Annotated in this window: 37 protein-coding genes and 2 pseudogenes; 37 read left to right on the top strand and 2 right to left on the bottom strand. The window is 68.1% G+C overall.

Going from position 1 to position 24,095, the window contains the following annotated elements; translation table 11 throughout:
• Nucleotides 1-149: 149 nt before the first annotated feature.
• Nucleotides 150-410 carry a hypothetical protein gene (locus QQK49_RS12720; protein ID WP_284305984.1) on the bottom strand — a complete coding sequence of 87 codons (261 nt, stop codon included), beginning with the start codon at nt 408-410 and terminating at the stop codon, nt 150-152.
• Between QQK49_RS12720 and QQK49_RS12715 the strand changes: the two genes are divergently transcribed.
• The 35 genes and pseudogenes from QQK49_RS12715 (at nt 390) to truA (ending at nt 21,638) form a co-directional block, all read left to right on the top strand.
• The gene (locus QQK49_RS12715) at nt 390-665 is read left to right on the top strand and encodes a DUF2599 domain-containing protein (RefSeq protein ID WP_284305900.1); all 276 of its coding nucleotides are present in this window, start codon (nt 390-392) and stop codon (nt 663-665) included. The genes QQK49_RS12720 and QQK49_RS12715 overlap by 21 nt on opposite strands.
• Nucleotides 666-781: 116 nt before the next feature.
• Nucleotides 782-1,591, top strand: a complete 810-nt coding sequence (locus QQK49_RS12710; protein ID WP_284304239.1) for an enoyl-CoA hydratase/isomerase family protein — start codon at nt 782-784, stop codon at nt 1,589-1,591.
• A 605-nt stretch (nt 1,592-2,196) separates the two neighbouring features.
• Nucleotides 2,197-2,505, top strand: a complete 309-nt coding sequence (rpsJ, locus tag QQK49_RS12705) for a 30S ribosomal protein S10 (RefSeq protein ID WP_006502853.1) — start codon at nt 2,197-2,199, stop codon at nt 2,503-2,505.
• Nucleotides 2,506-2,518: 13 nt separating this feature from the next.
• Complete coding sequence (rplC, locus tag QQK49_RS12700) at nt 2,519-3,181, top strand: 50S ribosomal protein L3 (protein ID WP_284304238.1); 663 nt, start codon at nt 2,519-2,521, stop codon at nt 3,179-3,181.
• Between the two features lies 1 nt (nt 3,182).
• A complete protein-coding gene (gene rplD, locus QQK49_RS12695) occupies nt 3,183-3,830 on the top strand; it encodes a 50S ribosomal protein L4 (RefSeq protein ID WP_284304237.1) in 648 nt (215 codons plus the stop codon).
• Nucleotides 3,827-4,120, top strand: a complete 294-nt coding sequence (gene rplW / locus QQK49_RS12690; protein WP_284304236.1) for a 50S ribosomal protein L23 — start codon at nt 3,827-3,829, stop codon at nt 4,118-4,120. The genes rplD and rplW overlap by 4 nt, the downstream gene beginning before the upstream one ends.
• 41 nt (nt 4,121-4,161) lie before the next feature.
• Entirely contained in the window at nt 4,162-4,998 is an 837-nt protein-coding gene (gene rplB / locus QQK49_RS12685; protein ID WP_284304235.1) for a 50S ribosomal protein L2, read from the top strand.
• Between the two features lie 15 nt (nt 4,999-5,013).
• A complete protein-coding gene (gene rpsS, locus QQK49_RS12680) occupies nt 5,014-5,295 on the top strand; it encodes a 30S ribosomal protein S19 (protein ID WP_284304234.1) in 282 nt (93 codons plus the stop codon).
• Nucleotides 5,296-5,342: 47 nt separating this feature from the next.
• The gene (gene rplV, locus QQK49_RS12675; protein WP_284304233.1) at nt 5,343-5,711 is read left to right on the top strand and encodes a 50S ribosomal protein L22; all 369 of its coding nucleotides are present in this window, start codon (nt 5,343-5,345) and stop codon (nt 5,709-5,711) included.
• Complete coding sequence (rpsC, locus tag QQK49_RS12670; protein WP_284304232.1) at nt 5,711-6,553, top strand: 30S ribosomal protein S3; 843 nt, start codon at nt 5,711-5,713, stop codon at nt 6,551-6,553. The genes rplV and rpsC overlap by 1 nt, the downstream gene beginning before the upstream one ends.
• Nucleotides 6,553-6,972 (top strand): 50S ribosomal protein L16, encoded by a 420-nt coding sequence (gene rplP / locus QQK49_RS12665; RefSeq protein ID WP_284304231.1) that lies wholly within the window; start codon nt 6,553-6,555, stop codon nt 6,970-6,972. Before rpsC ends, rplP begins: the two co-directional genes overlap by 1 nt.
• Nucleotides 6,972-7,199 (top strand): 50S ribosomal protein L29, encoded by a 228-nt coding sequence (gene rpmC, locus QQK49_RS12660; RefSeq protein ID WP_284304230.1) that lies wholly within the window; start codon nt 6,972-6,974, stop codon nt 7,197-7,199. The genes rplP and rpmC overlap by 1 nt, the downstream gene beginning before the upstream one ends.
• Before the next feature lie 2 nt (nt 7,200-7,201).
• Nucleotides 7,202-7,519: a 30S ribosomal protein S17 gene (gene rpsQ / locus QQK49_RS12655; protein WP_284304229.1), complete on the top strand. Its 318-nt coding sequence runs from the start codon at nt 7,202-7,204 to the stop codon at nt 7,517-7,519.
• Nucleotides 7,520-7,790: 271 nt separating this feature from the next.
• A complete protein-coding gene (gene rplN / locus QQK49_RS12650; protein WP_284304228.1) occupies nt 7,791-8,159 on the top strand; it encodes a 50S ribosomal protein L14 in 369 nt (122 codons plus the stop codon).
• A gap of 3 nt (nt 8,160-8,162) precedes the next feature.
• On the top strand, nt 8,163-8,516 hold the full coding sequence (gene rplX, locus QQK49_RS12645) for a 50S ribosomal protein L24 (RefSeq protein WP_284304227.1): 354 nt from the start codon (nt 8,163-8,165) through the stop codon (nt 8,514-8,516).
• On the top strand, nt 8,516-9,088 hold the full coding sequence (gene rplE, locus QQK49_RS12640) for a 50S ribosomal protein L5 (RefSeq protein ID WP_284304226.1): 573 nt from the start codon (nt 8,516-8,518) through the stop codon (nt 9,086-9,088). Before rplX ends, rplE begins: the two co-directional genes overlap by 1 nt.
• Before the next feature lie 2 nt (nt 9,089-9,090).
• Nucleotides 9,091-9,276, top strand: coding sequence for a type Z 30S ribosomal protein S14 (locus QQK49_RS12635; RefSeq protein WP_040160195.1), 186 nt, complete (start codon nt 9,091-9,093; stop codon nt 9,274-9,276).
• Between the two features lie 95 nt (nt 9,277-9,371).
• Nucleotides 9,372-9,770, top strand: a complete 399-nt coding sequence (gene rpsH, locus QQK49_RS12630) for a 30S ribosomal protein S8 (protein ID WP_284304225.1) — start codon at nt 9,372-9,374, stop codon at nt 9,768-9,770.
• Between the two features lie 25 nt (nt 9,771-9,795).
• Nucleotides 9,796-10,335 carry a 50S ribosomal protein L6 gene (rplF, locus tag QQK49_RS12625; RefSeq protein ID WP_284304224.1) on the top strand — a complete coding sequence of 180 codons (540 nt, stop codon included), beginning with the start codon at nt 9,796-9,798 and terminating at the stop codon, nt 10,333-10,335.
• Nucleotides 10,335-10,682: pseudogene (gene rplR, locus QQK49_RS12620) on the top strand (50S ribosomal protein L18); the annotation flags it as partial. The gene rplF and the pseudogene rplR, both read left to right, overlap by 1 nt.
• A gap of 60 nt (nt 10,683-10,742) precedes the next feature.
• Nucleotides 10,743-11,378, top strand: a complete 636-nt coding sequence (rpsE, locus tag QQK49_RS12615) for a 30S ribosomal protein S5 (RefSeq protein WP_284305899.1) — start codon at nt 10,743-10,745, stop codon at nt 11,376-11,378.
• A 7-nt stretch (nt 11,379-11,385) separates the two neighbouring features.
• Nucleotides 11,386-11,568 carry a 50S ribosomal protein L30 gene (gene rpmD, locus QQK49_RS12610; RefSeq protein ID WP_040160206.1) on the top strand — a complete coding sequence of 61 codons (183 nt, stop codon included), beginning with the start codon at nt 11,386-11,388 and terminating at the stop codon, nt 11,566-11,568.
• A gap of 1 nt (nt 11,569) precedes the next feature.
• A complete protein-coding gene (gene rplO, locus QQK49_RS12605) occupies nt 11,570-12,061 on the top strand; it encodes a 50S ribosomal protein L15 (protein WP_284304223.1) in 492 nt (163 codons plus the stop codon).
• A gap of 200 nt (nt 12,062-12,261) precedes the next feature.
• Entirely contained in the window at nt 12,262-13,575 is a 1,314-nt protein-coding gene (gene secY / locus QQK49_RS12600; RefSeq protein WP_284304222.1) for a preprotein translocase subunit SecY, read from the top strand.
• Nucleotides 13,575-14,138: an adenylate kinase gene (locus QQK49_RS12595; protein WP_284304221.1), complete on the top strand. Its 564-nt coding sequence runs from the start codon at nt 13,575-13,577 to the stop codon at nt 14,136-14,138. Before secY ends, QQK49_RS12595 begins: the two co-directional genes overlap by 1 nt.
• A gap of 32 nt (nt 14,139-14,170) precedes the next feature.
• Nucleotides 14,171-14,998, top strand: coding sequence for a type I methionyl aminopeptidase (gene map / locus QQK49_RS12590; protein ID WP_284304220.1), 828 nt, complete (start codon nt 14,171-14,173; stop codon nt 14,996-14,998).
• A 257-nt stretch (nt 14,999-15,255) separates the two neighbouring features.
• On the top strand, nt 15,256-15,477 hold the full coding sequence (gene infA / locus QQK49_RS12585; protein WP_013493543.1) for a translation initiation factor IF-1: 222 nt from the start codon (nt 15,256-15,258) through the stop codon (nt 15,475-15,477).
• A 109-nt stretch (nt 15,478-15,586) separates the two neighbouring features.
• On the top strand, nt 15,587-15,700 hold the full coding sequence (rpmJ, locus tag QQK49_RS12580; protein ID WP_007928044.1) for a 50S ribosomal protein L36: 114 nt from the start codon (nt 15,587-15,589) through the stop codon (nt 15,698-15,700).
• A gap of 183 nt (nt 15,701-15,883) precedes the next feature.
• Entirely contained in the window at nt 15,884-16,261 is a 378-nt protein-coding gene (rpsM, locus tag QQK49_RS12575) for a 30S ribosomal protein S13 (protein ID WP_284304219.1), read from the top strand.
• Nucleotides 16,262-16,526: 265 nt separating this feature from the next.
• Nucleotides 16,527-16,934, top strand: a complete 408-nt coding sequence (rpsK, locus tag QQK49_RS12570; protein WP_284304218.1) for a 30S ribosomal protein S11 — start codon at nt 16,527-16,529, stop codon at nt 16,932-16,934.
• A gap of 23 nt (nt 16,935-16,957) precedes the next feature.
• Entirely contained in the window at nt 16,958-17,566 is a 609-nt protein-coding gene (gene rpsD, locus QQK49_RS12565) for a 30S ribosomal protein S4 (RefSeq protein WP_284304217.1), read from the top strand.
• A 363-nt stretch (nt 17,567-17,929) separates the two neighbouring features.
• Nucleotides 17,930-18,957: pseudogene (locus QQK49_RS12560) on the top strand (DNA-directed RNA polymerase subunit alpha).
• Between the two features lie 48 nt (nt 18,958-19,005).
• Nucleotides 19,006-19,614: a 50S ribosomal protein L17 gene (rplQ, locus tag QQK49_RS12555; RefSeq protein WP_284304216.1), complete on the top strand. Its 609-nt coding sequence runs from the start codon at nt 19,006-19,008 to the stop codon at nt 19,612-19,614.
• A gap of 217 nt (nt 19,615-19,831) precedes the next feature.
• Nucleotides 19,832-20,791 carry a serine hydrolase gene (locus QQK49_RS12550; protein WP_284304215.1) on the top strand — a complete coding sequence of 320 codons (960 nt, stop codon included), beginning with the start codon at nt 19,832-19,834 and terminating at the stop codon, nt 20,789-20,791.
• A 1-nt stretch (nt 20,792) separates the two neighbouring features.
• Nucleotides 20,793-21,638, top strand: coding sequence for a tRNA pseudouridine(38-40) synthase TruA (gene truA / locus QQK49_RS12545; RefSeq protein ID WP_284304214.1), 846 nt, complete (start codon nt 20,793-20,795; stop codon nt 21,636-21,638).
• Nucleotides 21,639-22,041: 403 nt separating this feature from the next.
• Here the strand turns inward: truA and QQK49_RS12540 are convergent, their stop codons facing one another.
• On the bottom strand, nt 22,042-22,554 hold the full coding sequence (locus QQK49_RS12540) for an ArsR/SmtB family transcription factor (RefSeq protein ID WP_348536181.1): 513 nt from the start codon (nt 22,552-22,554) through the stop codon (nt 22,042-22,044).
• Between the two features lie 375 nt (nt 22,555-22,929).
• Between QQK49_RS12540 and rplM the strand changes: the two genes are divergently transcribed.
• Entirely contained in the window at nt 22,930-23,373 is a 444-nt protein-coding gene (gene rplM, locus QQK49_RS12535; RefSeq protein ID WP_284304213.1) for a 50S ribosomal protein L13, read from the top strand.
• Nucleotides 23,374-23,403: 30 nt separating this feature from the next.
• A complete protein-coding gene (gene rpsI, locus QQK49_RS12530) occupies nt 23,404-23,907 on the top strand; it encodes a 30S ribosomal protein S9 (protein WP_284304212.1) in 504 nt (167 codons plus the stop codon).
• The last annotated feature ends 188 nt before the right edge of the window (nt 23,908-24,095 follow it).

Raw genomic sequence — 24,095 nt, 5'->3', positions numbered from 1 at the left:
CGGGGTCGGTAGCCGTGTGAGGTGCTTCACACTAGAGGAATACGTCTGTCGTTCAGGGGAATTGCAGCCGGGCGAAGTGGTGGGGCGGACATCGGCGACCTTCACCGGGATCTCAGGTGGGTGAGCCACCCTGGAGGGGTGCTTCAGCTTCATCGTTCGAGAGTCCTGCTCGCCGGAGTGTCGGTCGCAGTGGTGACGACGGCCGGATGCGGGTCGCCGCCCGGCGCCTCCGACGCGGCGTCGCCGGCGTCCTCCGCGTCCTCGTCCTCGTCCTCGTCCTCGTCGGAGTCCGCGGAGGGTTCTGCGCAGCGGTCGGGCTCCGCGGAGCCCGAGGAGGAGGGCGCGAGCGCGACTCCGTCGATTCCGGAGCGTCTCGTCGACGACGCGGAGTGGGTGGACCGCGACGGCACCCGGGCGCTCAAGGTGACCCCCGACGAGCGGCTGCGGGGGAGGCGGACCAGGACGTCGTCAAGGAGGCGTGGCGACGCGTCGTCCGTGCCGTGCCCGATGCGGAGGGTGAGGGGATGCGCGACCAGTTCCGGTGTCACGCGGTGTTCGCGTCGGACAAGGCGGCCTGGTATCTCGAGCCGGCGCGCCCCGAGGTCGGGTGGTGGGAGACCGTGGCGGCCGGCTGCAATCCGGGGAACGTCGTCGACGTGGGGTGATCGCCGGGGTGGAACACGGACCGACTCGGCGCCGCCCGGAGCAGGGGCGGGGCGACTACGGTGGGCGGTGATCCTGCCATCTCGACGCCGCGCGCGTCCGCCCCGAGGGAGTACCCATGGACTTCGGCACCTACGAGACCCTGATCGTCGAGCAGCAGGGGAAGGCGCTCGTCGTGACCGTGAGCCGGCCCAAGGCGATGAACGCGCTGGCGGGGCAGGTCGTCGAGGACCTGTGGGCGCTCACCGAGGTGCTCCTGGGCGTCGGGCGTGACGGTGAGTGGCCGGTGCACGGTGTGGTCATCACGGGCGCGGGGGAGAAGGCGTTCGTGGCGGGTGCCGACATCGTCGAGATGCAGCAGATGACCGCGGAGCAGGGCGAGACGTACAGCCGCCGGATGCAGGACGTGACGCTGCGGCTAGAGGCGCTGCCGGTGCCGGTGATCGCCGCCGTCAACGGATTCGCGTTGGGTGGCGGGTGCGAGTTGGCGATGGCGTGCGACTTCATCTACGCCTCCCGCAACGCCAAGTTCGGCCAGCCGGAGGTCAACCTGGGCCTGGTGCCGGGATTCGGGGGCAGCGTGCGCCTAGCGGATCGCGTCGGTATCGGCATGGCCCGCGAGATCATCTACACCGGGCGCGCCATCGACGCCGAGGAGGCGCACCGGATCGGCCTCGTCAACCGCCTGTTCGACGACGCGGCGGCAGTGGTGGAGGGCGCCAAGGCGACGGTGGCGGAACTCGCGACGAAGTCGCCCATGGCCGTGTCGACCTGCAAGCGCCTCATGAACGAGGTGGCCTCCCTCTCGACGGCCGAGGGGCTGGACAAGGAGGCCTCCGCCTTCCACACCGCCTTCGAGACCGAGGACAAGGTCGAAGGCGTCCGCGCCTTCGTGGCCAAGGAGAGGCCCACCTTCCCCGGCCGCTAAGGGGGAACCATCCGATGGGAGCACCCCCGGTGCACGCCGACGAGGCGGTGCCTGGCCGGTGAGCACTCCACTCGCTGACGCGAGCCGAGCCTGATGGCGAGGACCCGTCCGCAATCGCCGATCTGTCGACGAAGTCACAGATCGGGTATTGCGCCGCCCGACCGCGAGCGAAGCGAGCCTGGTCGGGCGGAACAGAGAACCGCCGCGGCGAAGCCGCGTCCAAGTAGTTGGCCGCCGCAGGCGGTGTCGGCCGCCCGCCGAAGGCGGCGTAGGCACGGCCGATTTGGCCATCGGCCGTGAGTCTGTCAGTATTGACGGGTTGCTTGACGGCACGTCCTTCGTGTGTGCGCACCGGCTTTCGGTGGCGCTCCTGGGGGTGTGGCCGTCCCTCGCGAGAGGTGACTAGCACACGGATCCGTCCGTGAACTGGGCCTCGTCGCGTATCAGAGACCTCCGGTTCACGACCGGGTGACGATCGGCAGCGAGGGTCATGCGGTTCTGCATGCCCTCGTTCTCCTGGGTAGGGCGCGACACGCCCGACTGCGGGGGTCGGAGCTCGGAGGAGCCGGATCCGTTTGGAACGACCAGGAAGAGAGACGTAAGCGATGGCGGGACAGAAGATCCGCATCCGGTTGAAGTCGTATGACCACGAGGTCATCGACTCTTCGGCGCGCAAGATCGTCGACACCGTGACCCGTGCGGGCGCGACGGTGGTGGGTCCGGTGCCGCTGCCGACGGAGAAGAACGTCTTCGTCGTCATCCGGTCGCCCCACAAGTACAAGGACAGCCGCGAGCACTTCGAGATGCGCACGCACAAGCGCCTCATCGACATCGTGGACCCGACGCCGAAGGCCGTCGACTCGCTGATGCGTCTCGACCTGCCGGCGGACGTCAACATCGAGATCAAGCTCTGAGGGCAGGGCAGACATGAGCATTTCTTCCAAGACCGAGCGCGCCGTCACCGGCGTCCTGGGCGAGAAGCTCGGCATGACCCAGGTCTGGGATGCCGACAACCGCCTCGTGCCGGTGACCGTCATCAAGGCGGGTCCGTGCGTCGTGACGCAGGTCCGCACCGACGAGGTGGACGGGTACAACGCCGTCCAGATCGCTTTCGGGTCGATCGATCCTCGCAAGGTGAACCAGCCGATGAGCGGCCACTTCGAGAAGGCCGGGGTCACGCCCCGTCGTCACCTCGTCGAACTCCGTAACTCCGAGGCGGGGTCGTTCACGGCCGGCCAGGAGATCACTGCCGAGGCCTTCGAGGCCGGTGCGCGCGTGGACGTCGTCGGCCGCACCAAGGGCAAGGGGTTCGCCGGTGTCATGAAGCGTCACGGCTTCTCGGGTGTGGGCGCCTCCCACGGTGCGCACCGTAACCACCGCAAGCCGGGTTCCATCGGCGCCTGCGCCACTCCGGCCCGCGTCTTCAAGGGCCACCGCATGGCCGGTCGTATGGGTGGCGTCCGTCAGACGACGCAGAACCTGTTGATCCACGCGGTCGACGCCGAGCAGGGTCTCCTGCTGGTCAAGGGTGCCGTTCCCGGCCCCCGTGGCGCCGTCGTGCTCGTCCGCACCGCTGTGAAGGGAGCGTGACATGACGACGATCGACGTCCGGGACATCACCGGTGCCGCCGCCGGCCGTTCCGTCGAGCTGCCGGCCGAGATCTTCGGTGTGCAGACCAACGTGCCGCTGATCCACCAGGTCGTCGTCGCGCAGCTCGCCGCGGCGCGCCAGGGGACGCACTCCACCAAGACGCGGGCCGAGGTCCGCGGTGGTGGCCGCAAGCCGTACCGGCAGAAGGGCACCGGCCGCGCCCGTCAGGGTTCGACCCGTGCGCCCCAGTTCGCCGGTGGTGGAGTCGTGCACGGCCCGCAGCCGCGCGACTACAGCCAGCGCACCCCCAAGAAGATGAAGGCCGCCGCCCTGCGTGGCGCCCTGTCAGATCGTGCTCGTCACGACCGGGTGCACGTCGTCACCGGTGTCGTCGAGGGCGATACCCCGTCGGCCCGCGCCGCCGCCAAGCTGATGACCGCGCTCAGTGAGCGCGCGAACCAGCTCGTGGTGGTCAACCGCGGCGACGAGACGGCCATGCTCTCGGTCCGCAACCTGCCGAGCGTGCACGTGCTGTTCGCTGACCAGCTGAACACCTACGACGTGCTCTGCGCCGACGACATCGTCTTCACCGAGGACGCCTTCGAGGCGTTCGTCGCCGCTGCCACGCGCAAGGAGGTCGCCAAGTGAGCGCCCTGAACAAGGACCCCCGCGACGTCCTGCTCTCGCCGGTCGTCTCGGAGAAGTCGTACACGTTGATGGATGAGGGGAAGTACACGTTCCTCGTCGACCCGCGTGCGAACAAGACCGAGATCAAGATCGCCGTCGAGGAGATCTTCTCGGTCAAGGTCGCCTCGGTGAACACGTTGAACCGCCCCGGCAAGACGCGTCGGACCCGGTTCGGGACTGGCAAGCGCAAGGACACCAAGCGCGCCGTCGTCACCCTCAAGGAAGGCTCGATCGACGTCTTCGGCCGCTGAGCCGCCGACGACGATCGAATCGCTAAGGGAGAACTGATCTCATGGGTATCCGCAAGTACAAGCCGACGACGCCAGGGCGTCGCGGGTCGAGTGTGGCCGACTTCGTCGAGGTGACGCGCAACGAGCCTGAGAAGTCGCTCGTCCGCCCGCTGTCGAAGTCCGGTGGCCGCAACAACCAGGGCCGCATCACGACGCGTCACATCGGTGGCGGTCACAAGCGCGCCTACCGCGTCATCGACTTCCGTCGCCACGACAAGGACGGCATCCCGGCCAAGGTCGCTCACATCGAGTACGACCCCAACCGCACCGCCCGCATCGCGCTGCTGCACTACGCCGACGGGGAGAAGCGCTACATCATCGCGCCGAACCGTCTCAAGCAGGGCGACCGCATCGAGAACGGCCCGTCGGCCGACATCAAGCCGGGCAACAACCTGCCGATGCGCAACATCCCCGTCGGTACGGTCATCCACGCCATCGAGCTCCGCCCCGGTGGCGGCGCCAAGATCGCTCGTTCGGCCGGCGCGCGTGTTCAGCTCGTCGCCAAGGAGGGCCGCTACGCCCAGCTGCGTATGCCTTCCGGCGAGATCCGCAACGTCGACGTCCGCTGCCGCGCCACCATCGGCGAGGTCGGCAACGCCGAGCAGAGCAACATCAACTGGGGTAAGGCCGGCCGTATGCGGTGGAAGGGCAAGCGCCCGACCGTCCGTGGTGTCGTCATGAACCCGGTGGACCACCCGCACGGTGGTGGTGAGGGTCGCACCTCCGGTGGACGTCACCCCGTCAGCCCCTGGGGACAGCCCGAGGGTCGGACGCGTCGCCCCAACAAAGAGAGCGACAAGCTCATCGTCCGCCGCCGTCGTACCGGCAAGAAGCGCTGATAGGAGCCCGCTGATATGCCTCGCAGCCTGAAGAAGGGCCCCTTCATCGACGACCACCTTCAGAAGAAGGTGGACGCCCAGAACGAAGCGGGTTCCAAGAACGTCATCAAGACCTGGTCACGTCGGTCGGTCGTCGCCCCCGACTTCCTCGGTCACACCTTCGCCGTCCACGACGGCCGCAAGCACGTCCCGGTGTTCGTCACCGAGGCGATGGTCGGTCACAAGCTCGGCGAGTTCGCCCCCACACGCACCTTCAAGGGTCACGTGAAGGACGACAAGAAGGGTCGTCGTCGCTGATGGCCGGCTCGAATTCCGCAACGAACACCCAGAAGGAGGCCGTGACCGTGGAAGCCAAGGCACAGGCCCGTGGTGTGCGCGTCACGCCGATGAAGGCCCGCCGCGTCGTGAACCTCATTCGCGGCAAGCAGGCCACCGAGGCTCTCGCCGTGCTGCAGTTCGCGCCGCAGTCGGCCAGTGACCCGGTCTACAAGGTTCTCGCCAGCGCGATCGCCAACGCTCGCGTCAAGGCCGAGAAGGAGTCGCTGCCGTTCGACGAGCGTTCGCTCGTCGTCACGACGGCCTACGTGGACGAGGGCCCGACGATGAAGCGGTTCCAGCCGCGTGCTCAGGGTCGCGCCTTCCGCATCAACAAGCGCACGAGCCACATCACCGTCCACGTGAGCCAGCCCGAGACGAACGGAGGCGCCCGCTAATGGGACAGAAGGTCAACCCGAACGGCTTCCGTCTGGGCATCACCACCGACCACAAGTCGCGGTGGTTCGCCGACAGCACCAAGGCCGGCCAGCGTTACCGCGACTACGTCAAGGAAGACGTGGCGATCCGCCGCCTCATGTCCAGTGGCATGGAGCGGGCCGGCATCAGCCGCGTCGAGATCGAGCGCACGCGTGACCGCGTCCGTGTCGACATCCACACCGCGCGTCCGGGCATCGTCATCGGTCGCCGTGGCGCCGAGGCCGACCGCATCCGCGGCGAGCTCGAGAAGCTCACGGGCAAGCAGGTGCAGCTGAACATCCTCGAGGTCAAGAACCCCGAGATGGACGCGCAGCTCGTCGCCCAGGGCATCGCCGAGCAGCTCTCGGCCCGTGTGTCCTTCCGTCGCGCCATGCGCAAGGGCATGCAGTCCTCCACGCGCGCCGGCGCCAAGGGCATCCGTGTCCAGGTGTCCGGTCGTCTGGGCGGCGCCGAGATGAGCCGCACCGAGTTCTACCGCGAGGGTCGTGTGCCGCTGCACACGCTCCGTGCGCAGATCGACTACGGCTTCTACGAGGCCCGCACCACCTTCGGCCGCATCGGCGTGAAGGTCTGGATCTACAAGGGCGACATGACGGCCAAGGAGCTCGCTGCTCAGCAGGCCGCAGCGCCGGGTCGGCCCAGCCGTGGCGGTCCGCGCGGCGACCGTGGCGACCGTCCCGCTCGCGGGCGTCGTCCCAGCGGTGAGCGCGGCGCCCGTGGCGCCGGCCGCACCGAGAGCACGGGCGGCGAGTCGGCTGTGACGTCGGGCGCCCCCGCGACCACCGAGGGAGCAGATTCCTGATGTTGATTCCCCGTCGAGTCAAGCACCGCAAGCAGCACCACCCGACGCGGCGCGGCATGGCCAAGGGCGGCACGGAGATCGCCTTCGGTGACTACGGCCTGCAGGCCCTCACCCCGGCCTACGTGACCAACCGTCAGATCGAGTCCGCGCGTATCGCGATGACCCGATACATCAAGCGTGGCGGAAAGGTGTGGATCAACATCTACCCCGACCGTCCGCTGACCAAGAAGCCCGCCGAGACCCGCATGGGTTCCGGTAAGGGTTCGCCCGAATGGTGGGTGGCCAACGTCAAGCCCGGCCGCGTCATGTTCGAGCTGTCCGGCGTCAGCGAAGAGGTCGCCCGTGAGGCGATGCGACTCGCGATGCACAAGCTCCCCATGAAGGCCCGTTTCATCGCACGTGAGGGTGGTGACAACTGATGGCGAAGGACCTGGCCGCGGACGCGATCCGCGAGATGTCCGATGACAAGCTCGCCGAAGAGCTCAAGAAGGCCAAGGGCGAACTGTTCAACCTGCGATTCCAGTCCGCCACCGGCCAGCTCGAGAACAACAGCCGGCTCCGCGCGGTTCGCAAGGACATCGCACGGATCTACACGATCATGCGTGAGCGTGAGCTCAACATCGGCGGACCGAAGGTGGCGAGCTGACGATGACGACCACACCGGAGGAGAACACCGTGGGTGACGAGGTGAACGGCGAGAACGCCGCCTCGAGCGACCGCAACTTCCGCAAGACCGCGCGCGGCTACGTCGTCAGCGACAAGATGGACAAGACCATCGTCGTCGAGGTCGAGGACCGCGTGAAGCACGCCCTGTACGGCAAGGTCATGCGGCGCACGAGCCGTCTCAAGGCTCACGACGAGAACAACGAAGCCGGCGTCGGCGACCGCGTGGTCCTCATGGAGACGCGACCGCTCTCCGCGACCAAGCGGTGGCGCCTCGTCCGCATCGCCGAGAAGGCCAAATAGGTCGGCGCACGGGGGCTCCGCCCCCGTGTGCCCCCGGAATGCGGGGGCGCGGCTTCGCCGCGGCGATCTGGTCGTTCCGAGAATCCAAGCTCGCTTCGCTCGCGGATTCTCGGGCCGGCTTCGCCGGCCAGGTGGTGCAAGACGTTCGTGTGGGTCTGACCGACATGGATCGGTCAACAAGACATCGGTCAGGAAACTGGCCATGAAGTTCCGCAAGGCTCGAACCCGGTTCGCCGGGTGTTGAGAACCGGCGCGACGACAGGAGTGAGAAGTGATCCAACAGGAGTCGCGACTTCGTGTCGCCGACAACACCGGAGCCAAGGAGATCTTGTGCATCCGTGTGCTCGGTGGCTCCGGCCGGCGGTACGCCGGCATCGGTGACGTGATCGTCGCCACCGTCAAGGACGCCATCCCCGGTGGCAACGTCAAGAAGGGTGACGTCGTCAAGGCGGTCATCGTTCGGACCAAGAAGGAGCGCCGTCGTCCGGACGGTTCCTACATCCGGTTCGACGAGAACGCCGCCGTCATCCTCAAGGGCGATGGTGACCCGCGTGGTACCCGCATCTTCGGCCCGGTGGGCCGCGAGCTGCGCGACAAGAAGTTCATGAAGATCATCTCGCTGGCCCCGGAGGTGCTGTAACTCATGGCCAAGATGAAGATCAAGAAGGGCGACCTGGTTCAGGTCATGTCCGGCCGTAAGCAGGACAAGGGCGGCGACCGCGGCAAGCAGGGCAAGGTCATCGAGGTCTACCCCGAGACCCAGCGCGTGCTCGTCGAGGGCGTCAACCGCGTCACCAAGCACACCCGCGCGAGCCAGCGTGGCGCCGGCGGCATCGTCGACGTCGAGGCGCCGATCCACGTGAGCAACGTGATGATCGTCGACCCGGAGACGAAGAAGCCGACCCGGGTCCGCACGCGCGTCGAGACCGTCGAGCGCGACGGCCGCACGAAGACCCAGCGGGTCCGCGTGTCGGTGCGTTCCGGGAAGGACCTCTGATGAGCGAGAGCACGATCGCTGCGGCCCCCGCGGCCCGGCTGCGCCTGAAGTACCGCGACGAGATCAAGGGCAAGCTGCAGGACGAGTTCGGCTACGGCAACGTCATGCAGATCCCCGGCGTCGTCAAGGTCGTCGTCAACATGGGTGTCGGCGAGGCCGCCAAGGACAGCAAGCGGATCGAGGGCGCCGTGCGCGACCTCACCGCCATCACCGGTCAGAAGCCGGTCGTGACCAAGGCGCGCAAGTCCATCGCCCAGTTCAAGCTCCGTGAGGGCATGCCCATCGGCTGCCACACGACGCTGCGCGGCGAGCGCATGTGGGAGTTCCTGGACCGTCTGGTCACGGTCGCCCTGCCGCGTATCCGCGACTTCCGTGGTCTGTCCCCGAAGCAGTTCGACGGCCGCGGCAACTACACCTTCGGTCTCAACGAGCAGTCGATGTTCCACGAGATCGACCAGGACAAGATCGACCACGTCCGCGGTATGGACATCACGGTCGTCACCACCGCGACGAATGACGACGAGGGTCGTGCACTGCTGCGTCACCTCGGATTCCCGTTCAAGGAGAACTGATCGTGGCCAAGACCGCACTGATCAACAAGGCCAATCGCAAGCCCAAGTTCAAGGTCCGCGCCTACACCCGCTGCCAGCGGTGTGGCCGACCCCACTCGGTCTACCGCAAATTCGGCCTCTGCCGAGTCTGCCTGCGCGAGATGGCTCACCGCGGTGAGCTGCCCGGCGTCACCAAGAGCAGCTGGTAACAGCTCGTCCAACGACAACACTTCTACACCGAAGGTCTGCCGGCACATCGGGTGCCGAGGAGAAACCGCGGTGAGGAAGGGCGGAGAAGCCCAAAATGACGATGACAGACCCCATCGCGGACATGCTCACGCGCGTGCGGAACGCCAATTCGGCGCACCACGACGTCGTGTCCATGCCGTATTCGAAGCTCAAGTCCAACATCGCGGAGATCCTCACATCCGAGGGTTACATCGCGGGTTGGCGTGTTGAGGACGCCGAGGTCGGCAAGACGCTGACGATCGACCTCAAGTACGGGCCCAACCGTGAGCGCTCCATCTCGGGCGTGCGGCGTGTGTCCAAGCCCGGACTCCGCGTGTACGCGAAGTCGACGAACCTGCCCAAGGTGCTCGGTGGCCTCGGCGTGGCGATCATCTCCACGTCCTCCGGCCTCCTCACCGACAAGCAGGCTGCCAACAAGGGTGTAGGTGGGGAAGTCCTCGCCTACGTCTGGTAATCGGTACAGGAAGGAGAGTTAAGACATGTCCCGTATTGGACGACTCCCCATCACCGTGCCGTCCGGTGTCGACGTGACGATCGATGGTCAGGCCGTCACGGTCAAGGGCCCCAAGGGTCAGCTCGCGCTGACCGTCGCCGAGCCGATCCGCGTCGCTCGTGACGAGGAGGGTGCCCTCTCGGTCACCCGCCCCGACGACGAGCGCGAGTCGCGTTCGCTCCACGGTCTCACCCGCACGCTCATCTCCAACATGGTCGAAGGCGTGACCAATGGGTATGAGAAGAAGATGGAGATCTTCGGCACCGGTTACCGCGTGCTCAACAAGGGCGGCAACCTCGAGTTCGCGCTCGGGTACAGCCACTCCATCACGGTCGAGGCGCCCGAGGGCATCTCGTTCACCGTCGAGGGCCCGACGAAGTTCGCGGTCCAGGGCATCGACAAGCAACTCGTCGGTGAGGTCGCTGCCAACATCCGCAAGCTGCGCAAGCCCGACCCGTACAAGGGCAAGGGCGTGCGGTACGCCGGCGAGCACATTCGCCGCAAGGTCGGAAAGGCTGGTAAGTGATGGCACTCACGATCAAGCGCGGCAGGAGCAAGACCGCGGCCCGTGGCCGTCGCCACTTCCGTCTGCGCAAGCGCATCACGGGCACGCCGACGCGTCCGCGTCTGGTGGTCACGCGCTCGGCTCGCCACATCTTCGTCCAGGTCGTCGACGACGCCGCGGGCAAGACGCTCGCGTCGGCCTCGACGATGGAAGCCGACCTGCGCGCCTTCGACGGCGACAAGTCGGCCAAGGCCCGCAAGGTGGGCGAGCTCATCGCCCAGCGCGCCAAGGACGCCGGTGTCGAGTCGGTCGTCTTCGACCGCGGCGGCAACAAGTACCACGGACGTGTCGCGGCGATCGCCGAGGGCGCCCGAGAGGAGGTCTGTCGCTGTGACTCAGGCCCGCAACGAGAAGAAGAGGAACGTCTGATGGCTGGACCCCAGCGCCGAGGCACCGGCGCCGGCGAGGGCGCCGGCGCGAACACCAACGAGCGCGGCGACCGTCGCGGAGGTCGCGACAACCGCGACAACCGCCGCGGCGGCCGCGACGACGAGCGCAGCCAGTACCTGGAGCGGGTCGTCACGATCAACCGAGTCTCCAAGGTCGTCAAGGGTGGACGTCGCTTCAGCTTCACCGCCCTCGTCGTCGTCGGTGACGGTGACGGCACCGTCGGCGTCGGCTACGGCAAGGCCAAGGAGGTCCCCGCCGCGATCGCCAAGGGCGTCGAAGAGGCCAAGAAGGCCTTCTTCCGCGTCCCGCGCATCCAGGGCACCATCCCGCACCCCGTCCAGGGTGAGGCCGCTGCCGGCGTCGTCCTGCTGCGTCCGGCCTCGCCGGGTACCGGTGTCATCGCCGGTGGCCCGGTGCGCGCCGTGCTCGAGTGCGCCGGAATCCACGACGTGCTCAGCAAGTCCCTGGGATCCCAGAACGCCATCAACATCGTCCACGCGACGGTGCAGGCGCTCCGGGACCTCGAGCAGCCCGAGGCCGTGGCCGCCCGCCGTGGTCTGCCGCTCGAGGACGTCGCTCCGGCCGCCATGCTGCGCGCCCGCGCCGCGGGGTGAACGGCTGATGGCTCAACTCAAGGTGACCCAGACCCGTTCGGAGATCGGCGGCAAGCAGAACCAGCGCGACACGCTGCGCTCGCTCGGTCTCAAGCGCATCGGTGACGTGGTCGTCAAGGAGGACCGTCCCGAGATCCGCGGGATGATCCGCACCGTGACGCACCTCGTCGCCGTGGAGGAGGTTGACTGACATGGCCGACGAGAACAAGGCCACCGAAGAGACCGAGGGCACGGCCAAGAGCCACGCCCTGAAGGTCCACCACCTGCGCCCGGCTCCCGGAGCCAAGACCGCGCGTACGCGCGTCGGTCGTGGTGAGGGCAGCAAGGGTAAGACCGCAGGTCGCGGTACCAAGGGTACGAAGGCCCGCTACCAGGTCCCGGAGCGCTTCGAGGGCGGCCAGATGCCGCTGCACATGCGTCTTCCGAAGCTGCGCGGCTTCACCAACCCGTTCCGCACCGAGTACCAGGTCGTCAACCTGGACAAGATCGAGTCCCTGTTCCCCGAGGGTGGCGACGTGACCGTCGACGCGCTGGTGGACAAGGGTGCCGTTCGCAAGGGCCACCTGGTCAAGGTGCTCGGCGAGGGCGATCTGTCCGTCAAGGTCAACGTCTCCGCCCACCGCTTCTCGGCGTCGGCGAAGTCGAAGATCGAGGCGGCCGGAGGCTCGGCCACCCAGCTCTGAGAAACGCCTCTGAGCTGCGGCGACACACCGCGAGAGCACCCCGTGTGCCGGTTGACCCGGACACGGGGTGTTATCGTTTCTCCAGGGGCCTATGTCCCCTATTTTCTTGTGCTTGATCGATTTTGGGGTTCAGGGCTCGGGCTCGGTGCGACGCGATCGCGGCTACCGACGTGCTTTGTTCGCCTTCGGGAGGGTTACCAGTGCTCACCGCGTTCGTCCGTGCCTTCAAGACGCCGGACCTGCGTCGCAAGATCATGTTCTCTCTCATGATCATGGCGATCTTCCGGCTCGGCTCGTTCATCCCCAGCCCCGGAGTCAGCTACCCCCAGGTGCAGCAGTGCGTCGCGGGCGCCGGCTCGCAGGACAACCAGTTCCTCGGGATGGCCAACCTCTTCAGCGGTGGCGCTCTGCTGCAGCTGTCGATCTTCGCCCTGGGGATCATGCCGTACATCACGGCGAGCATCATCGTGCAGCTGCTCACGGTCGTGATCCCGCGCTTCGAGGCGCTCAAGCAGGAGGGTCAGACGGGTCAGGCCAAGATGACCCAGTACACCCGCTACCTGACGATCGGCCTCGCGCTCCTGCAGAGTTCGACGTTCGTCACGTTCGCCCGCAGCCCGGAGACGCTCTTCGGTGGTCACTGCACCAGCGTGCTCGTCGACGAGGAGCCCTTGACCCTCATCCTCATGGTGCTGACGATGACGGCCGGCACCGGCCTCATCATGTGGATGGGTGAGCTCATCACCGAGAAGGGCATCGGCAACGGCATGTCGCTGCTGATCTTCACCTCGATCGTCGCGACGTTCCCCGGCTCGCTCATGGCCATTCAGCAGCGGCAGGGCAACTGGGACGCATTCATCCTCGTCATCCTCATCGGCCTGCTCATCATCGGCGCCGTGGTCTTCGTGGAGCAGTGTCAGCGGCGCATCCCCGTCCAGTACGCCAAGCGGATGATCGGGCGGCGCCAGTACGGCGGGACGTCGACGTACATCCCGCTCAAGGTCAACCAGGCGGGCGTCATCCCCGTCATCTTCGCCAGCTCGATGCTCGCGCTGCCCGGCCTGGCCGTGCAGTTCCAGCAGGGCAACCCCAACCCGCCCGCCTGGTCCACGTGGATCTCGCAGAACATCACGCGCGGCGACCAGCCCATGTACGCCGTCGTCTACATCGCGCTGATCGTGTTCTTCACGTTCTTCTACGTGTCGATCTCGTTCAACCCCACCGATGTGGCGGACAACATGAAGAAGTACGGGGGCTTCATCCCCGGTATCCGTGCCGGTCGGCCTACGGTTGAGTACCTCAGCTACGTACTCAATCGCGTCATCGTCGTGGGTGCGTCCTACCTCGCACTCATCTCGCTGATCCCGCTCATCGCCATGGCCACCCTCGGTGCCACGCAGGACTTCCCGTTCGGCGGCACCTCCATCCTGATCATGGTCGGTGTCGGCCTCGAGACGGTGAAGCAGATCGAGTCACAGCTTCAGCAGCGCCACTACGAAGGGTTCCTCCGCTGATGCGACTCATCATCCTCGGCCCGCCCGGTGCGGGTAAGGGCACGCAGGCCTCCCGAATCGCCGAGCACTGCTCTGTGCCGGCCATCTCCACCGGTGACATCTTCCGCTCGAACATCAAGGAGGGCACGGAGCTCGGCCGCAAGGTCGAGGAGCTGCTGGCCGCCGGCCAGTTCGTGCCCGACGAGGTGACCAACTCGATCGTCGAGAACCGGCTCGCCGAGTCCGACGCCTCCGGTGGGTTCCTCCTCGACGGGTACCCCCGCACCACCGACCAGGTGCGCGCCCTCGACGACATGCTGGCCAAGTCCGGTCACAGCCTGGACAAGGTCATCGAGCTCACCGTCGACGTCGACGAGGTCGTCCAGCGTCTGCTCAAGCGGGCCGAGGTCGAGGGTCGCGCCGACGACACCGAGGACGTCATCCGCGAGCGGATGCGGATCTACGCCCAGGAGACCGCGCCCCTGTCGGACACCTACCGGGAGCGCGGCCTGCTCGTCGAGGTCGACGGCATGGGTGAGATCGACGAGGTCACCGGGCGCCTGTTCTCGGCCCTGGACTCCTGAACGTGTGGAGGTTCCTCGGCGGGCGTGAACGGTTGACGTCGCGTCCGCCCGAGGACGTCCTCGCCATGCGGGTCGCGGGCGTGGTCGTCGCCGAGACCCTCGCCGAGCTGCGCGCGCAGATCCGTCCGGGCTGGACCACGGCAGACATCGACGACCTCGCCGCCGAGTGCATCCGTGCCCGAGGCGCCCGACCCTCCTTTCCCGACGTGCCCGGGTACCGCCACACGGTGTGCGTCAGCGTCGACGAGGAGATCGTCCACGGCGTCCCCGGCCCCCGGCGGCTGGGGGAGGGTGACCTCGTCAGCATCGACTGCGGCGCCTCGGTGGACGGCTGGCACGGCGACTCGGCCATGACGATCGTCGTCGGGGGAGCGGAGCACGCCCGACCGGGAGACCTCGCGCTCATCGACGCCTGCACCGACGCCCTGTGGGCCGGCATCGCCGCCTTCACCCCCGGCGCCCACCTCTTCGACGTCGGTGAGGCGGTCGAGTCCTCGCTCGAGGCTTCCGCCGCGGCGGCCGGACGAGCCCCGTACGGCATCCTCGAGGGCTACGAGGGGCACGGCATCGGACGCGCGATGCACGAGTCGCCCGGAGTGCCCAACGTCGCCGTCCGCGGACGCGGGCCGACGATCAAGGCGGGATCGACGGTCGCGATCGAGCCGATGGTCACGCACGGCACCGACGTCGGACACACCCTGGGGGACGGGTGGACCGTCGTCACCACCGACGGCTCTCGCGGAGTCCACGTCGAGCACACCGTCGCGGCGACACCTGCCGGCCCGTGGGTCCTCACCGCCCTCGACGGAGGACGCGCCGAGCTCGGAGCGCGCGGAGTGCCCTGCGGAGCGCCCGCCTGAGGCGCGCCCGCTCCACGCGATGCTGTCACGAGGGCGATTGGCGCCGAGACGTCGCCGTGGACTAGACTCGCCTGTCGGCTCTTGTATATCGCCATGCCCATCGAAAGGTGCACCGGTCATCCACGCGATGACCACGTCACCCCACCGGTGAGCAGGCAGTTGCGAAGCCGAAAACCCCCACCCGTCCGGGAGGGGTCTGCCGGCTCGCCCGGCAGGACGAACGCCCCCGTCGGGGGCACTCAGGGATTGCGGAGGACATGGCCAAGAAGGACGGCGTCATCGAGATCGAGGGCACCATCGTGGAAGCCCTGCCCAACGCGATGTTCCGCGTGGAGCTGAGCAACGGCCACAAGGTCCTCGCTCACATCTCGGGGAAGATGCGTCAGCACTACATCCGGATCCTCCCCGAGGACCGCGTGGTGGTGGAGCTCAGCCCCTACGACCTCACCCGCGGCCGCATCGTGTTCCGCTACCGCTGACACTCCATCCGCCGGCATCCGCCGGTGGTGTCGAAAACCCTCTCCACCGATGGAGCACATTCGCGTGTGCGCCACCGGCAGGGGAGAACGATCTGAAGACGGCAGGCACATGAAGGTTCAGCCCAGCGTCAAGAAGATCTGCGACAAGTGCAAGGTGATCCGCCGTAACGGCCGGGTCATGGTGATCTGCGACAACCTGCGTCACAAGCAGCGTCAGGGCTGATCACAGCCACGCACCACCGCTGATCCTCGAGCACGACGCGAGAACAGCACAACGCTTCACCCGGCCCCGGACGACCCCGTCCGGACGTCACCCTCGGCTCGGAGGCCGAGGACCGGTTCGCCTCGCGCGCACCGGAACGGTGAGGCTCCAGACCTCCGAGACGAACACAGGAGAACCACTTCGATGGCACGTATTGCCGGAGTCGACCTCCCGCGCGAGAAGCGCGTCGAGATCGCACTCACCTACATCTTCGGCGTGGGCCGTACCCGCGCGAAGGAAGCCCTCGCGGGCACCGGCGTCGACCCCTCCACTCGCGTGCGCGACCTGTCCGAACAGGACCTCGTCAAGCTGCGCGACTACCTGGACGAGAACGTCCAGGTCGAAGGAGACCTTCGCCGAGAGGTCGCCGCCGACATCCGCCGCAAGGTCGAGATCGGCAGCTACCAGGGTCTGCGCCACCGCCGGGGCCTCCCCGTCCGCGGCCAGCGCACCAAGACCAACGCACGCACCCGCAAGGGCCCGAAGCGCACCGTCGCCGGCAAGAAGAAGGCCGGCAAGTAGTCAGCGCCGGAGGCGCTGACTACTTGCCCTGAATGCTTGGTCGCGGCTTCGCCGCGTCGACATCGTCTGTTCCGGGAAACCAAGCTCGCTTCGCTCGACGGTTTCCCGGGCTGCTCCGCAGCCCCAGGTGGTTGCGGTTCGCTGCGGCTTCGCCGACAGGCAGTGCCAGGTCACGCGCCCAACAGTGGGACGGCTGCAGAACAGCACCCCCACACACAGCTTCCGTAACGCGCGAAGCGCGCGTAGATGTAGGAGAAGAAACCATATGCCTCCCAAGAGCAGGACGGCTGGCGGCGCCAAGAAGGTGCGCCGCAAGGAGAAGAAGAACGTCTCTCACGGGCACGCCCACATCAAGAGCACGTTCAACAACACGATCGTCTCGATCACCGACCCCACCGGGGCCGTGATCTCGTGGGCGTCCGCGGGCCAGGTCGGCTTCAAGGGCTCCCGCAAGTCCACCCCGTTCGCCGCGCAGATGGCCGCCGAAGCAGCCGCTCGCCGCGCCATGGAGCACGGCATGCGCAAGGTCGACGTCTTCGTCAAGGGTCCGGGATCGGGCCGCGAGACCGCGATCCGCTCGCTCACCGCCACCGGCCTCGAGGTCGGCGCCATCAGCGACGTCACCCCCATGCCGCACAACGGCGTCCGCCCGCCCAAGCGCCGCCGCGTCTGAGCGAACGAGAGGACTGAACACACATGGCTCGTTACACCGGCCCCATCACCAAGAAGTCCCGTCGCCTCAAGGTCGACCTCGTCGGCGGCGACAAGAACTTCGAGAACCGCCCCTTCCCTCCCGGACAGCACGGCCGCGGCCGCATCCAGGAGAAGGAATACCTCCACCAGCTCCAGGAGAAGCAGAAGGCCCGCTTCACCTACGGCGTCATGGAGAAGCAGTTCCGCAACTACTACGAGGAAGCCGTGCGTCGCCCCGGTAAGACCGGCGCCGTCCTGCTGCAGATCCTCGAATCGCGACTCGACAACGTCGTCTACCGTGCAGGCCTCGCCCGCACTCGACGCGCCGCACGCCAGCTCGTCACGCACGGCCACTTCCACGTGAACGGCCAGCGCGTCGACGTGCCCAGCTACCGCGTCAGCCAGTACGACATCATCGACGTGCGCCCCAAGAGCCGCGAGCTCTTCCCGTTCGAACTGGCCCGCCAGACGTTCGGAGAGCGCCCCGTCCCCGCCTGGATGAAGGTCGTGCCCGGCACGCTCCAGATCCTCATCCACTCCCTGCCCGTCCGCGAGCAGATCGACACGATCCTCACCGAGCAGCTGATCGTCGAGCTCTACTCCAAGAATTAGTCACCGGCGAAGCCGGGACTAATTCTTGGCCGCCTTTCGGCGGAACTGCTTGGACGCCGCTTCGCGGCGGCGCGTTGGATATTCCGAGAAACCAAGCCTCGCTTGGCTCGGTCACGGCGCGCCGCCGGGCCGGGCCTGTGGGTCGGGGGCGGCTCGTCACTTCGTGACAGGTCGGGTCTGACCTGATGGGTCTGGTCTGGTTTTGCTTGATCGGCGGGCGCCCTCGGGCGAGCGCTGGATCGTCTGGTGCCGCCTTCGGGCGGTCGCCCTCCGGGTGTGGACAGAGACAGCCGGGGGAGGTCGGCGTGAGCCGACGCATCACGAGCCTCATATAGCGGGGGTTCGTGGGAAGGAAAGAAGAACGTGCTGATCGCACAGCGTCCCGTCCTCTCCGAGGAGGTCCTCTCCCCGGCACGATCCCGGTTCGTCATCGAGCCGCTGGAGCCGGGCTTCGGGTACACCCTCGGCAACAGCCTCCGTCGGACCCTCCTGTCGAGCATCCCCGGTGCCTCGGTCACGAGCATCCGGGTCGACGGCGTGCTCCACGAGTTCTCCACGATCCCCGGTGTCAAGGAAGACCTCACCGAGATCATCCTCAACATCAAGGGACTCGTCGTCTCCAGCGAGCACGACGAGCCGGTCGTCATGTACCTGCGCAAGCAGGGCCCCGGCCCCGTCACCGCCGCCGACATCGCCCCCCGGCCGGCGTCGAAGTGCACAACCCCGACCTCCACATCGCCACCCTCAACGACAAGGGCAAGGTCGAGATGGAGCTGACCGTCGAGCGCGGCCGCGGCTACGTGTCCGCCTCTCAGAACAAGTCCGCCGAGGCCGAGATCGGTCGCATCCCGGTCGACTCCATCTACTCGCCCGTGCTCGCCGTGACCTACAAGGTCGAGGCGACCCGAGTCGAGCAGCGCACCGACTTCGACAAGCTCGTCGTCGACGTCGAGACGAAGAACTCCATGGCGCCCCGCGACGCGCTCGCCTCCGCCGGCAAGACGCTCGTCGAGCTGTTCGGCCTGGCCCGCGAGCTCAACGTCGAGGCCGAAGGTGTCGACATGGGCCCCTCGCCCACCGACGCCGCCCTGGCAGCCGACCTGGCCCTGCCCATCGAGGACCTCGACCTCACGGTTCGGTCCTACAACTGCCTCAAGCGTGAAGGCATCCACACCGTCGGCGAACTCGTCGGACGCAGCGAGGCCGACCTCCTCGACATCCGCAACTTCGGCGCCAAGTCCATCGATGAGGTCAAGGCCAAGCTCGTCGGCATGGGCCTGGCGCTCAAGGACAGCCCCCCGGGTTCGACCCGGCCGCCATCGCGGACCGCTACGACGAGGACGACGACGCCTCGTTCGTCGAGGACGAGCAGTACTGACCGATCCAGGTGACTGGCCCGCCACGCGGCGGATCGGTCAGCGACCACCACAGGAGATCTCATGCCTACGCCCACCAAGGGACCCCGTCTCGGCGGCGGCCCGGCTCACGAGCGCCTCATGCTCGCCAACCTCGCCACCGCGCTCTTCGAGCACGGCCGGATCCAGACGACCGAGGCCAAGGCCAAGCGCCTGCGCCCCCTCGCCGAGCGTCTGGTCACCTTCGCCAAGCGCGGAGACCTGCACGCCCGCCGCAAGGTCATGACGGTCATCCGCGACAAGAGCGTCGTCCACGTGCTCTTCACGGAGATCGCGCCCGCCATGGCCGAGCGTCCGGGTGGCTACACCCGCATCACGAAGGTCGGCAACCGCAAGGGCGACAACGCCCCCATGGCCGTCATCGAGCTCGTCCGTGAGCCCTACTCACCCAAGCAGGCCACGGTCAAGGAGGCGGAGGCCGCCACCAAGCGCTCCGCCGCCACGCCCGCCGCGGCCACGAACGAGGACGCCACGAGCGACGACGCCGCAGCGGCCACCGCCACTGCCGACGTCGAGCCCGAGGTCGCCGAGGCCCCCGTGGCCGAAGGCCCCGCCGGCGCCGAGGTCCCGGCCGAGAACGAGGGTGTCACCGAAGCCGAGGCCGAGAAGGCCACCGACGGCGACAAGGCCTGACACGCCACCCACGAACGGCGCGTTCCCCCGCGGGGGAACGCGCCGTTCGTCATGCCCGGGGGCACGCACGTCCTGCGGGAGGGGTGTGGCGACCGCGACACGCCGTTCGGTGAATCCGCCCGTGGCACAAGCTCCACGGAGACCGATGGGCGCCGATGAGGAAGTGGTTCGGTCTAAGCTGAGGCCAACCTTTCGATCACCTGGACAGGAGACCGTGATGAGCGGGCGCTTCGGCCGGAGAGCGGCGACGATCATCGGCGTCGCCACCTGCGCCACCCTCGCGCTGGCCCCCACGGCCCACGGCGTGCCGACGGGCGGGGCTGGGCAGCGGAGTTCCGCCTTCGACACCGTCGCCGGGCAGGACGCAGCGCCGTTCTCCGACGCGGAGGTCCGTCGGGTGTTGGGCAAGGCCCGCGACGACGTGTCCTTCTCGGTGCGCGACCGCCGCACCGGCCAGGTGTACACGTACAACTCCGGGATGCGGAACAGCACCGGCAGCATCGTCAAGGTGTTGGTGCTGGCGACGATCGTCCGGGAACGCCGTGAGAGCGGGCGGAGCCTGTCCTCGGGGCAGAAGAAGCTCGCCGACCGCATGATCCGCTACAGCGACAACGACGCGACGAACTCCCTCCTGCGTCAGGCCGGCGGCCGGTGGGCCGTGCAGCGCATGGCCAAGGACCTGGGGATGTCGCGCACCACCCTGCAGGGGGCATGGGGGCGGACCTCCACCTCCGCGGCGGACCAGCGTCTGCTCATGGACAAGCTCGTCGGCGGCACACCGCACCTGTCGAAGGCGGACCGCCGGTACATCCTCGGGCTCATGGGCCGGGTCGTGCCCGAGCAGCGGTGGGGCGTGGGCAAGGTGCCCGCGGGACAGTCCGTGGCGGTCAAGAACGGCTGGGTGCCACTGAGCCCCCGCGGGTGGCGCGTCAACAGCATCGGCAGCGTCAAGGGATCCGGCCGCGACTACACGCTGGCCATCCTCAGCTACGACAACTCCTCCATGGGCGTCGGCGTCGAACGCACCCGCAAGATCTCCGAGCTGGTCTGGAAGAAGCTGGCCCCCGCCGACGCGATGGCGGGCGCGACCGCACCGACGGCGTCCGGCACGACGGCCGCCCCGACGCTGTACTGGATCCGCGCAGGCGCCGCCGTCCCGCCCCACCCGCTGCGCTGACGTGCGGGTCCGCCTCGACTTCGCCTACGACGGCACCGACTTCTCCGGGTGGGCGGCCCAACCCGGGCTGCGCACGGTCGAGGGAGAACTCGGCGCTGCGCTCGCCCGCATCCTGCGCGCCGTCGTCCCACCGGCGCTCACCGTGGCGGGGCGCACCGACGCAGGAGTTCACGCCCGCGGTGCCGTCGCCCACGTCGACGTCGACGAGCCCGCCTGGCTCGCCCTGCCCGGACGGTCCGACCTTCCGCCTGAGCGGGCCGCGGTGCGTCGGCTGGCCGGGGTGCTCCCGCCCGACATCGCCGTGCGGACGGCCCGGGTGGTTCCGGAGGAGTTCGACGCGCGCTTCTCGGCCGTGAGCCGCCGCTACACCTACCGGATCTGCGACGCTCCCGAGCTGCTCGACCCGCTGCGGCGCCGCGACACGGTCAGCGTGCGCAGGCCGCTCGACGCAGCGGCGATGGACGAGGCGGCGGCACGGCTCGTCGGGCTGCGGGACTTCGCCGCGTTCTGCAAGCGGCGCGAGGGTGCGACGACGGTTCGCACCCTGCTGGAGTACTCGTGGCGCCGCGAGGGGCACCTGCTGACCGGGACCGTGCTCGCGGACGCGTTCTGCCACTCGATGGTCCGCGCCCTCGTCGGCGCGGTCGTCCCGGTGGGGGAGGGGCGCAAACCCGTGACCTGGCCCGCGGAGGTGGCCGAGGGCCTCGAACGGGACCCGGGCGTCGTGGTCATGCCGGCGCACGGCTTGTGCCTGGAGGAGGTCGCCTACCCACCCGAGGGGGAGTTCGCCGCCCGGGCTCGCACGGCCCGCGCCGTCCGTACGCTGCCTGGCGAAACCACATCCTGAGGCGCGCGAGAAGTTTCTGGGACGTTCGACTAAGACGGACGTTCGCCTCGCCGATGAAAGGGGTGTAGCGACGATCGGGGGATCGCCGCACCGATGAAAGGAATGAGGGGGAGTCATGGGGAACGACACGAGGACCGGACAGGTCAGGGCGGCTGTGGCGACGGTGACGCAGGGCGCGCATCGGCACGTGGGGCGCAGTGAGCGCCTGAGCGTGCGGCGCGGTCTGGGCCACGGCCCGCGCAGTGGGCGCGGCACGCTCTGACCTTCACCTGCCGAGACCGCCGGTGATATCCGGCGGTCTCGGCACGTTCTGATCACCACGCCGAGACCGCCGCCTATTGCCGGCGGTCTCGGCGTCGTTCGGAGGCCGGTGGGTCGACGGGCAGGGGACAGGTGTAGAAGGTCACGCGTTTGGCCTGGGGGTTGCCGGCGCCGACGCGTCGGTACCGCTCGAGGAGTTCGGCCATCTCCACGCGCAGCGAGGCCAGTTGCTCGTCGGTGACGAGGACCAGGTGGTCGTCCAGGCCGCAGGCCTCCTGCCAGGGCAGGGGCCACTCGGGGAGTCCGTCAGCCACGTCTGGGCCTTCTCCGTGAAGTGGCCGATGTAGTCACGGGCCAGCCAGTCCAGCGCGGCGTCGTCGTCCTCGGTGTCACCGACGTCGAACGTGCGCCCCTCGGTCGCGGCCTCCCACACGCGTCGCCGCCCCACCCCGCCGGTGTCGCGGACCAGACCGACCTCCTCCAACTTGCGCAGGTGATAGCTCGTGGCGCCGGAGTTCGTGCCCAGCACGCGCGCCAGATCCGTGGCCGTCGCCGCCCCGACACTCCGGAGCTCGGCGACCAGGCGCGACCGCAACGGATGGGCCAGGACCCGCAGCGCGGATCGGTCCGAGGGGTAGGGGGCGTCCGTGGTCATCGTGGCCTCCTTCGGGTGGCGACGGCGGGCGGTCGTGGAGGGTTCGGCGGGGTGTTCCGGGCGGTCGGATGCACTCCGATTATGCACACTTACTTTGCATACTTTCGCTGCACAGGCTCCGGGTTCGATCGCCGATCTGGGCATTGTCGCTGGTAGAGGGTGTGCAGTGGCGATTTGGGGTCGTCTCGGAGTGGCCGGTAACATGGGGAGTCGTTGTGCGCGTTCGACCTCAGCGGCCCTCGACGGTGGATCGATCTCGATCCGGCCGACGACACGGGTTCCGCGACGTGAGGTCGTCACACCGCCACGGCGCCCCGACGGCGCCAGGGTGACGCACATGACCGTTCCATCATCGAGCAAGCAAGGCTGATAACCGTGCGTACCTACACCCCCAAGCCGGGCGAGATCGAGCGTAAGTGGCACGTCATCGACGCCACCGACGTCGTTCTCGGTCGCCTCGCCTCGCAGACCGCGCAGCTTCTTCGCGGCAAGCACAAGCCGACGTTCGCACCTCACGTCGACACCGGCGACTTCGTCATCATCATCAACGCCGACAAGGTGGCCCTCACCGGCGCCAAGCTCGAGCAGAAGAAGGCCTACCGCCACTCGGGTTACCCGGGCGGCCTGCGCGCCACCTCCTACACCGAGCTCATGGCCAAGAACCCGACGCGCGCCGTCGAGAAGGCCGTCCGCGGCATGCTGCCCAAGAACTCGCTGGCCCGTCAGCAGCTGTCCAAGCTCAAGGTCTACGCCGGCGACACCCACCCGCACCAGGCCCAGCAGCCTGAGCCCTTCGAGATCTCGCAGGTCGCCCAGTAATCCGCTGGGTGATCGAACACGAGGAGAACCGTGACCGACAACACTCCTGACGTCGAGCTCGAGCACGACGAGCCCGCACTGTCCAACTACACCTCCGAGTCGACCGCCGGCGCGACGGACGAGCAGGTCCGCCGCCCGTCCGCGTCCGCCCCGGGTGCCGCCACGGGTCGTCGCAAGCAGGCCATCGCCCGCGTGCGCATCGTCCCCGGCTCCGGCACGTGGAAGATCAACGGCCGCACCCTGGAGGAGTACTTCCCCAACAAGGTGCACCAGCAGATCGTGGGCGAGCCGCTCAAGGTCCTCGAGCTCGACGGTGCCTACGACGTGCTCGTCCGCGTGCACGGTGGTGGCCCCTCCGGCCAGGCCGGTGCCGTCCGGCTGGGCGTGGCCCGTTCGCTGAACGGTGTCGACGAAGAGCTCAACCGCGCCGCCCTCAAGAAGGCCGGGTTCCTCACGCGCGACGCGCGTGTGCCCGAGCGCAAGAAGGCCGGTCTCAAGAAGGCCCGCAAGGCGCCCCAGTACAGCAAGCGCTGATGCCATCGTGGCGGACCACCCCAGGTGGTCCGCCACGGTCGTGCGTGGGCGACGCAGACCGCCCGACCCCCGTACATCCGACCAGGTGTATGGGGGTTTTGCGCGTCGAGCGCCCCACAACCCCGGTCGCTGCCCCCACCTCGGCGGCGACACGGAGCGCCCGGTCGGGTGCTCCGCCCAGGAGTTCT

The organism is Mobilicoccus caccae (genome assembly GCF_030161635.1).
GTDB classification, from domain to species: Bacteria; Actinomycetota; Actinomycetes; order Actinomycetales; family Dermatophilaceae; genus Mobilicoccus; species Mobilicoccus caccae.
Note: the sequence above shows the minus strand (reverse complement) of the source record. Positions and strands in the feature narration are given on the sequence as shown.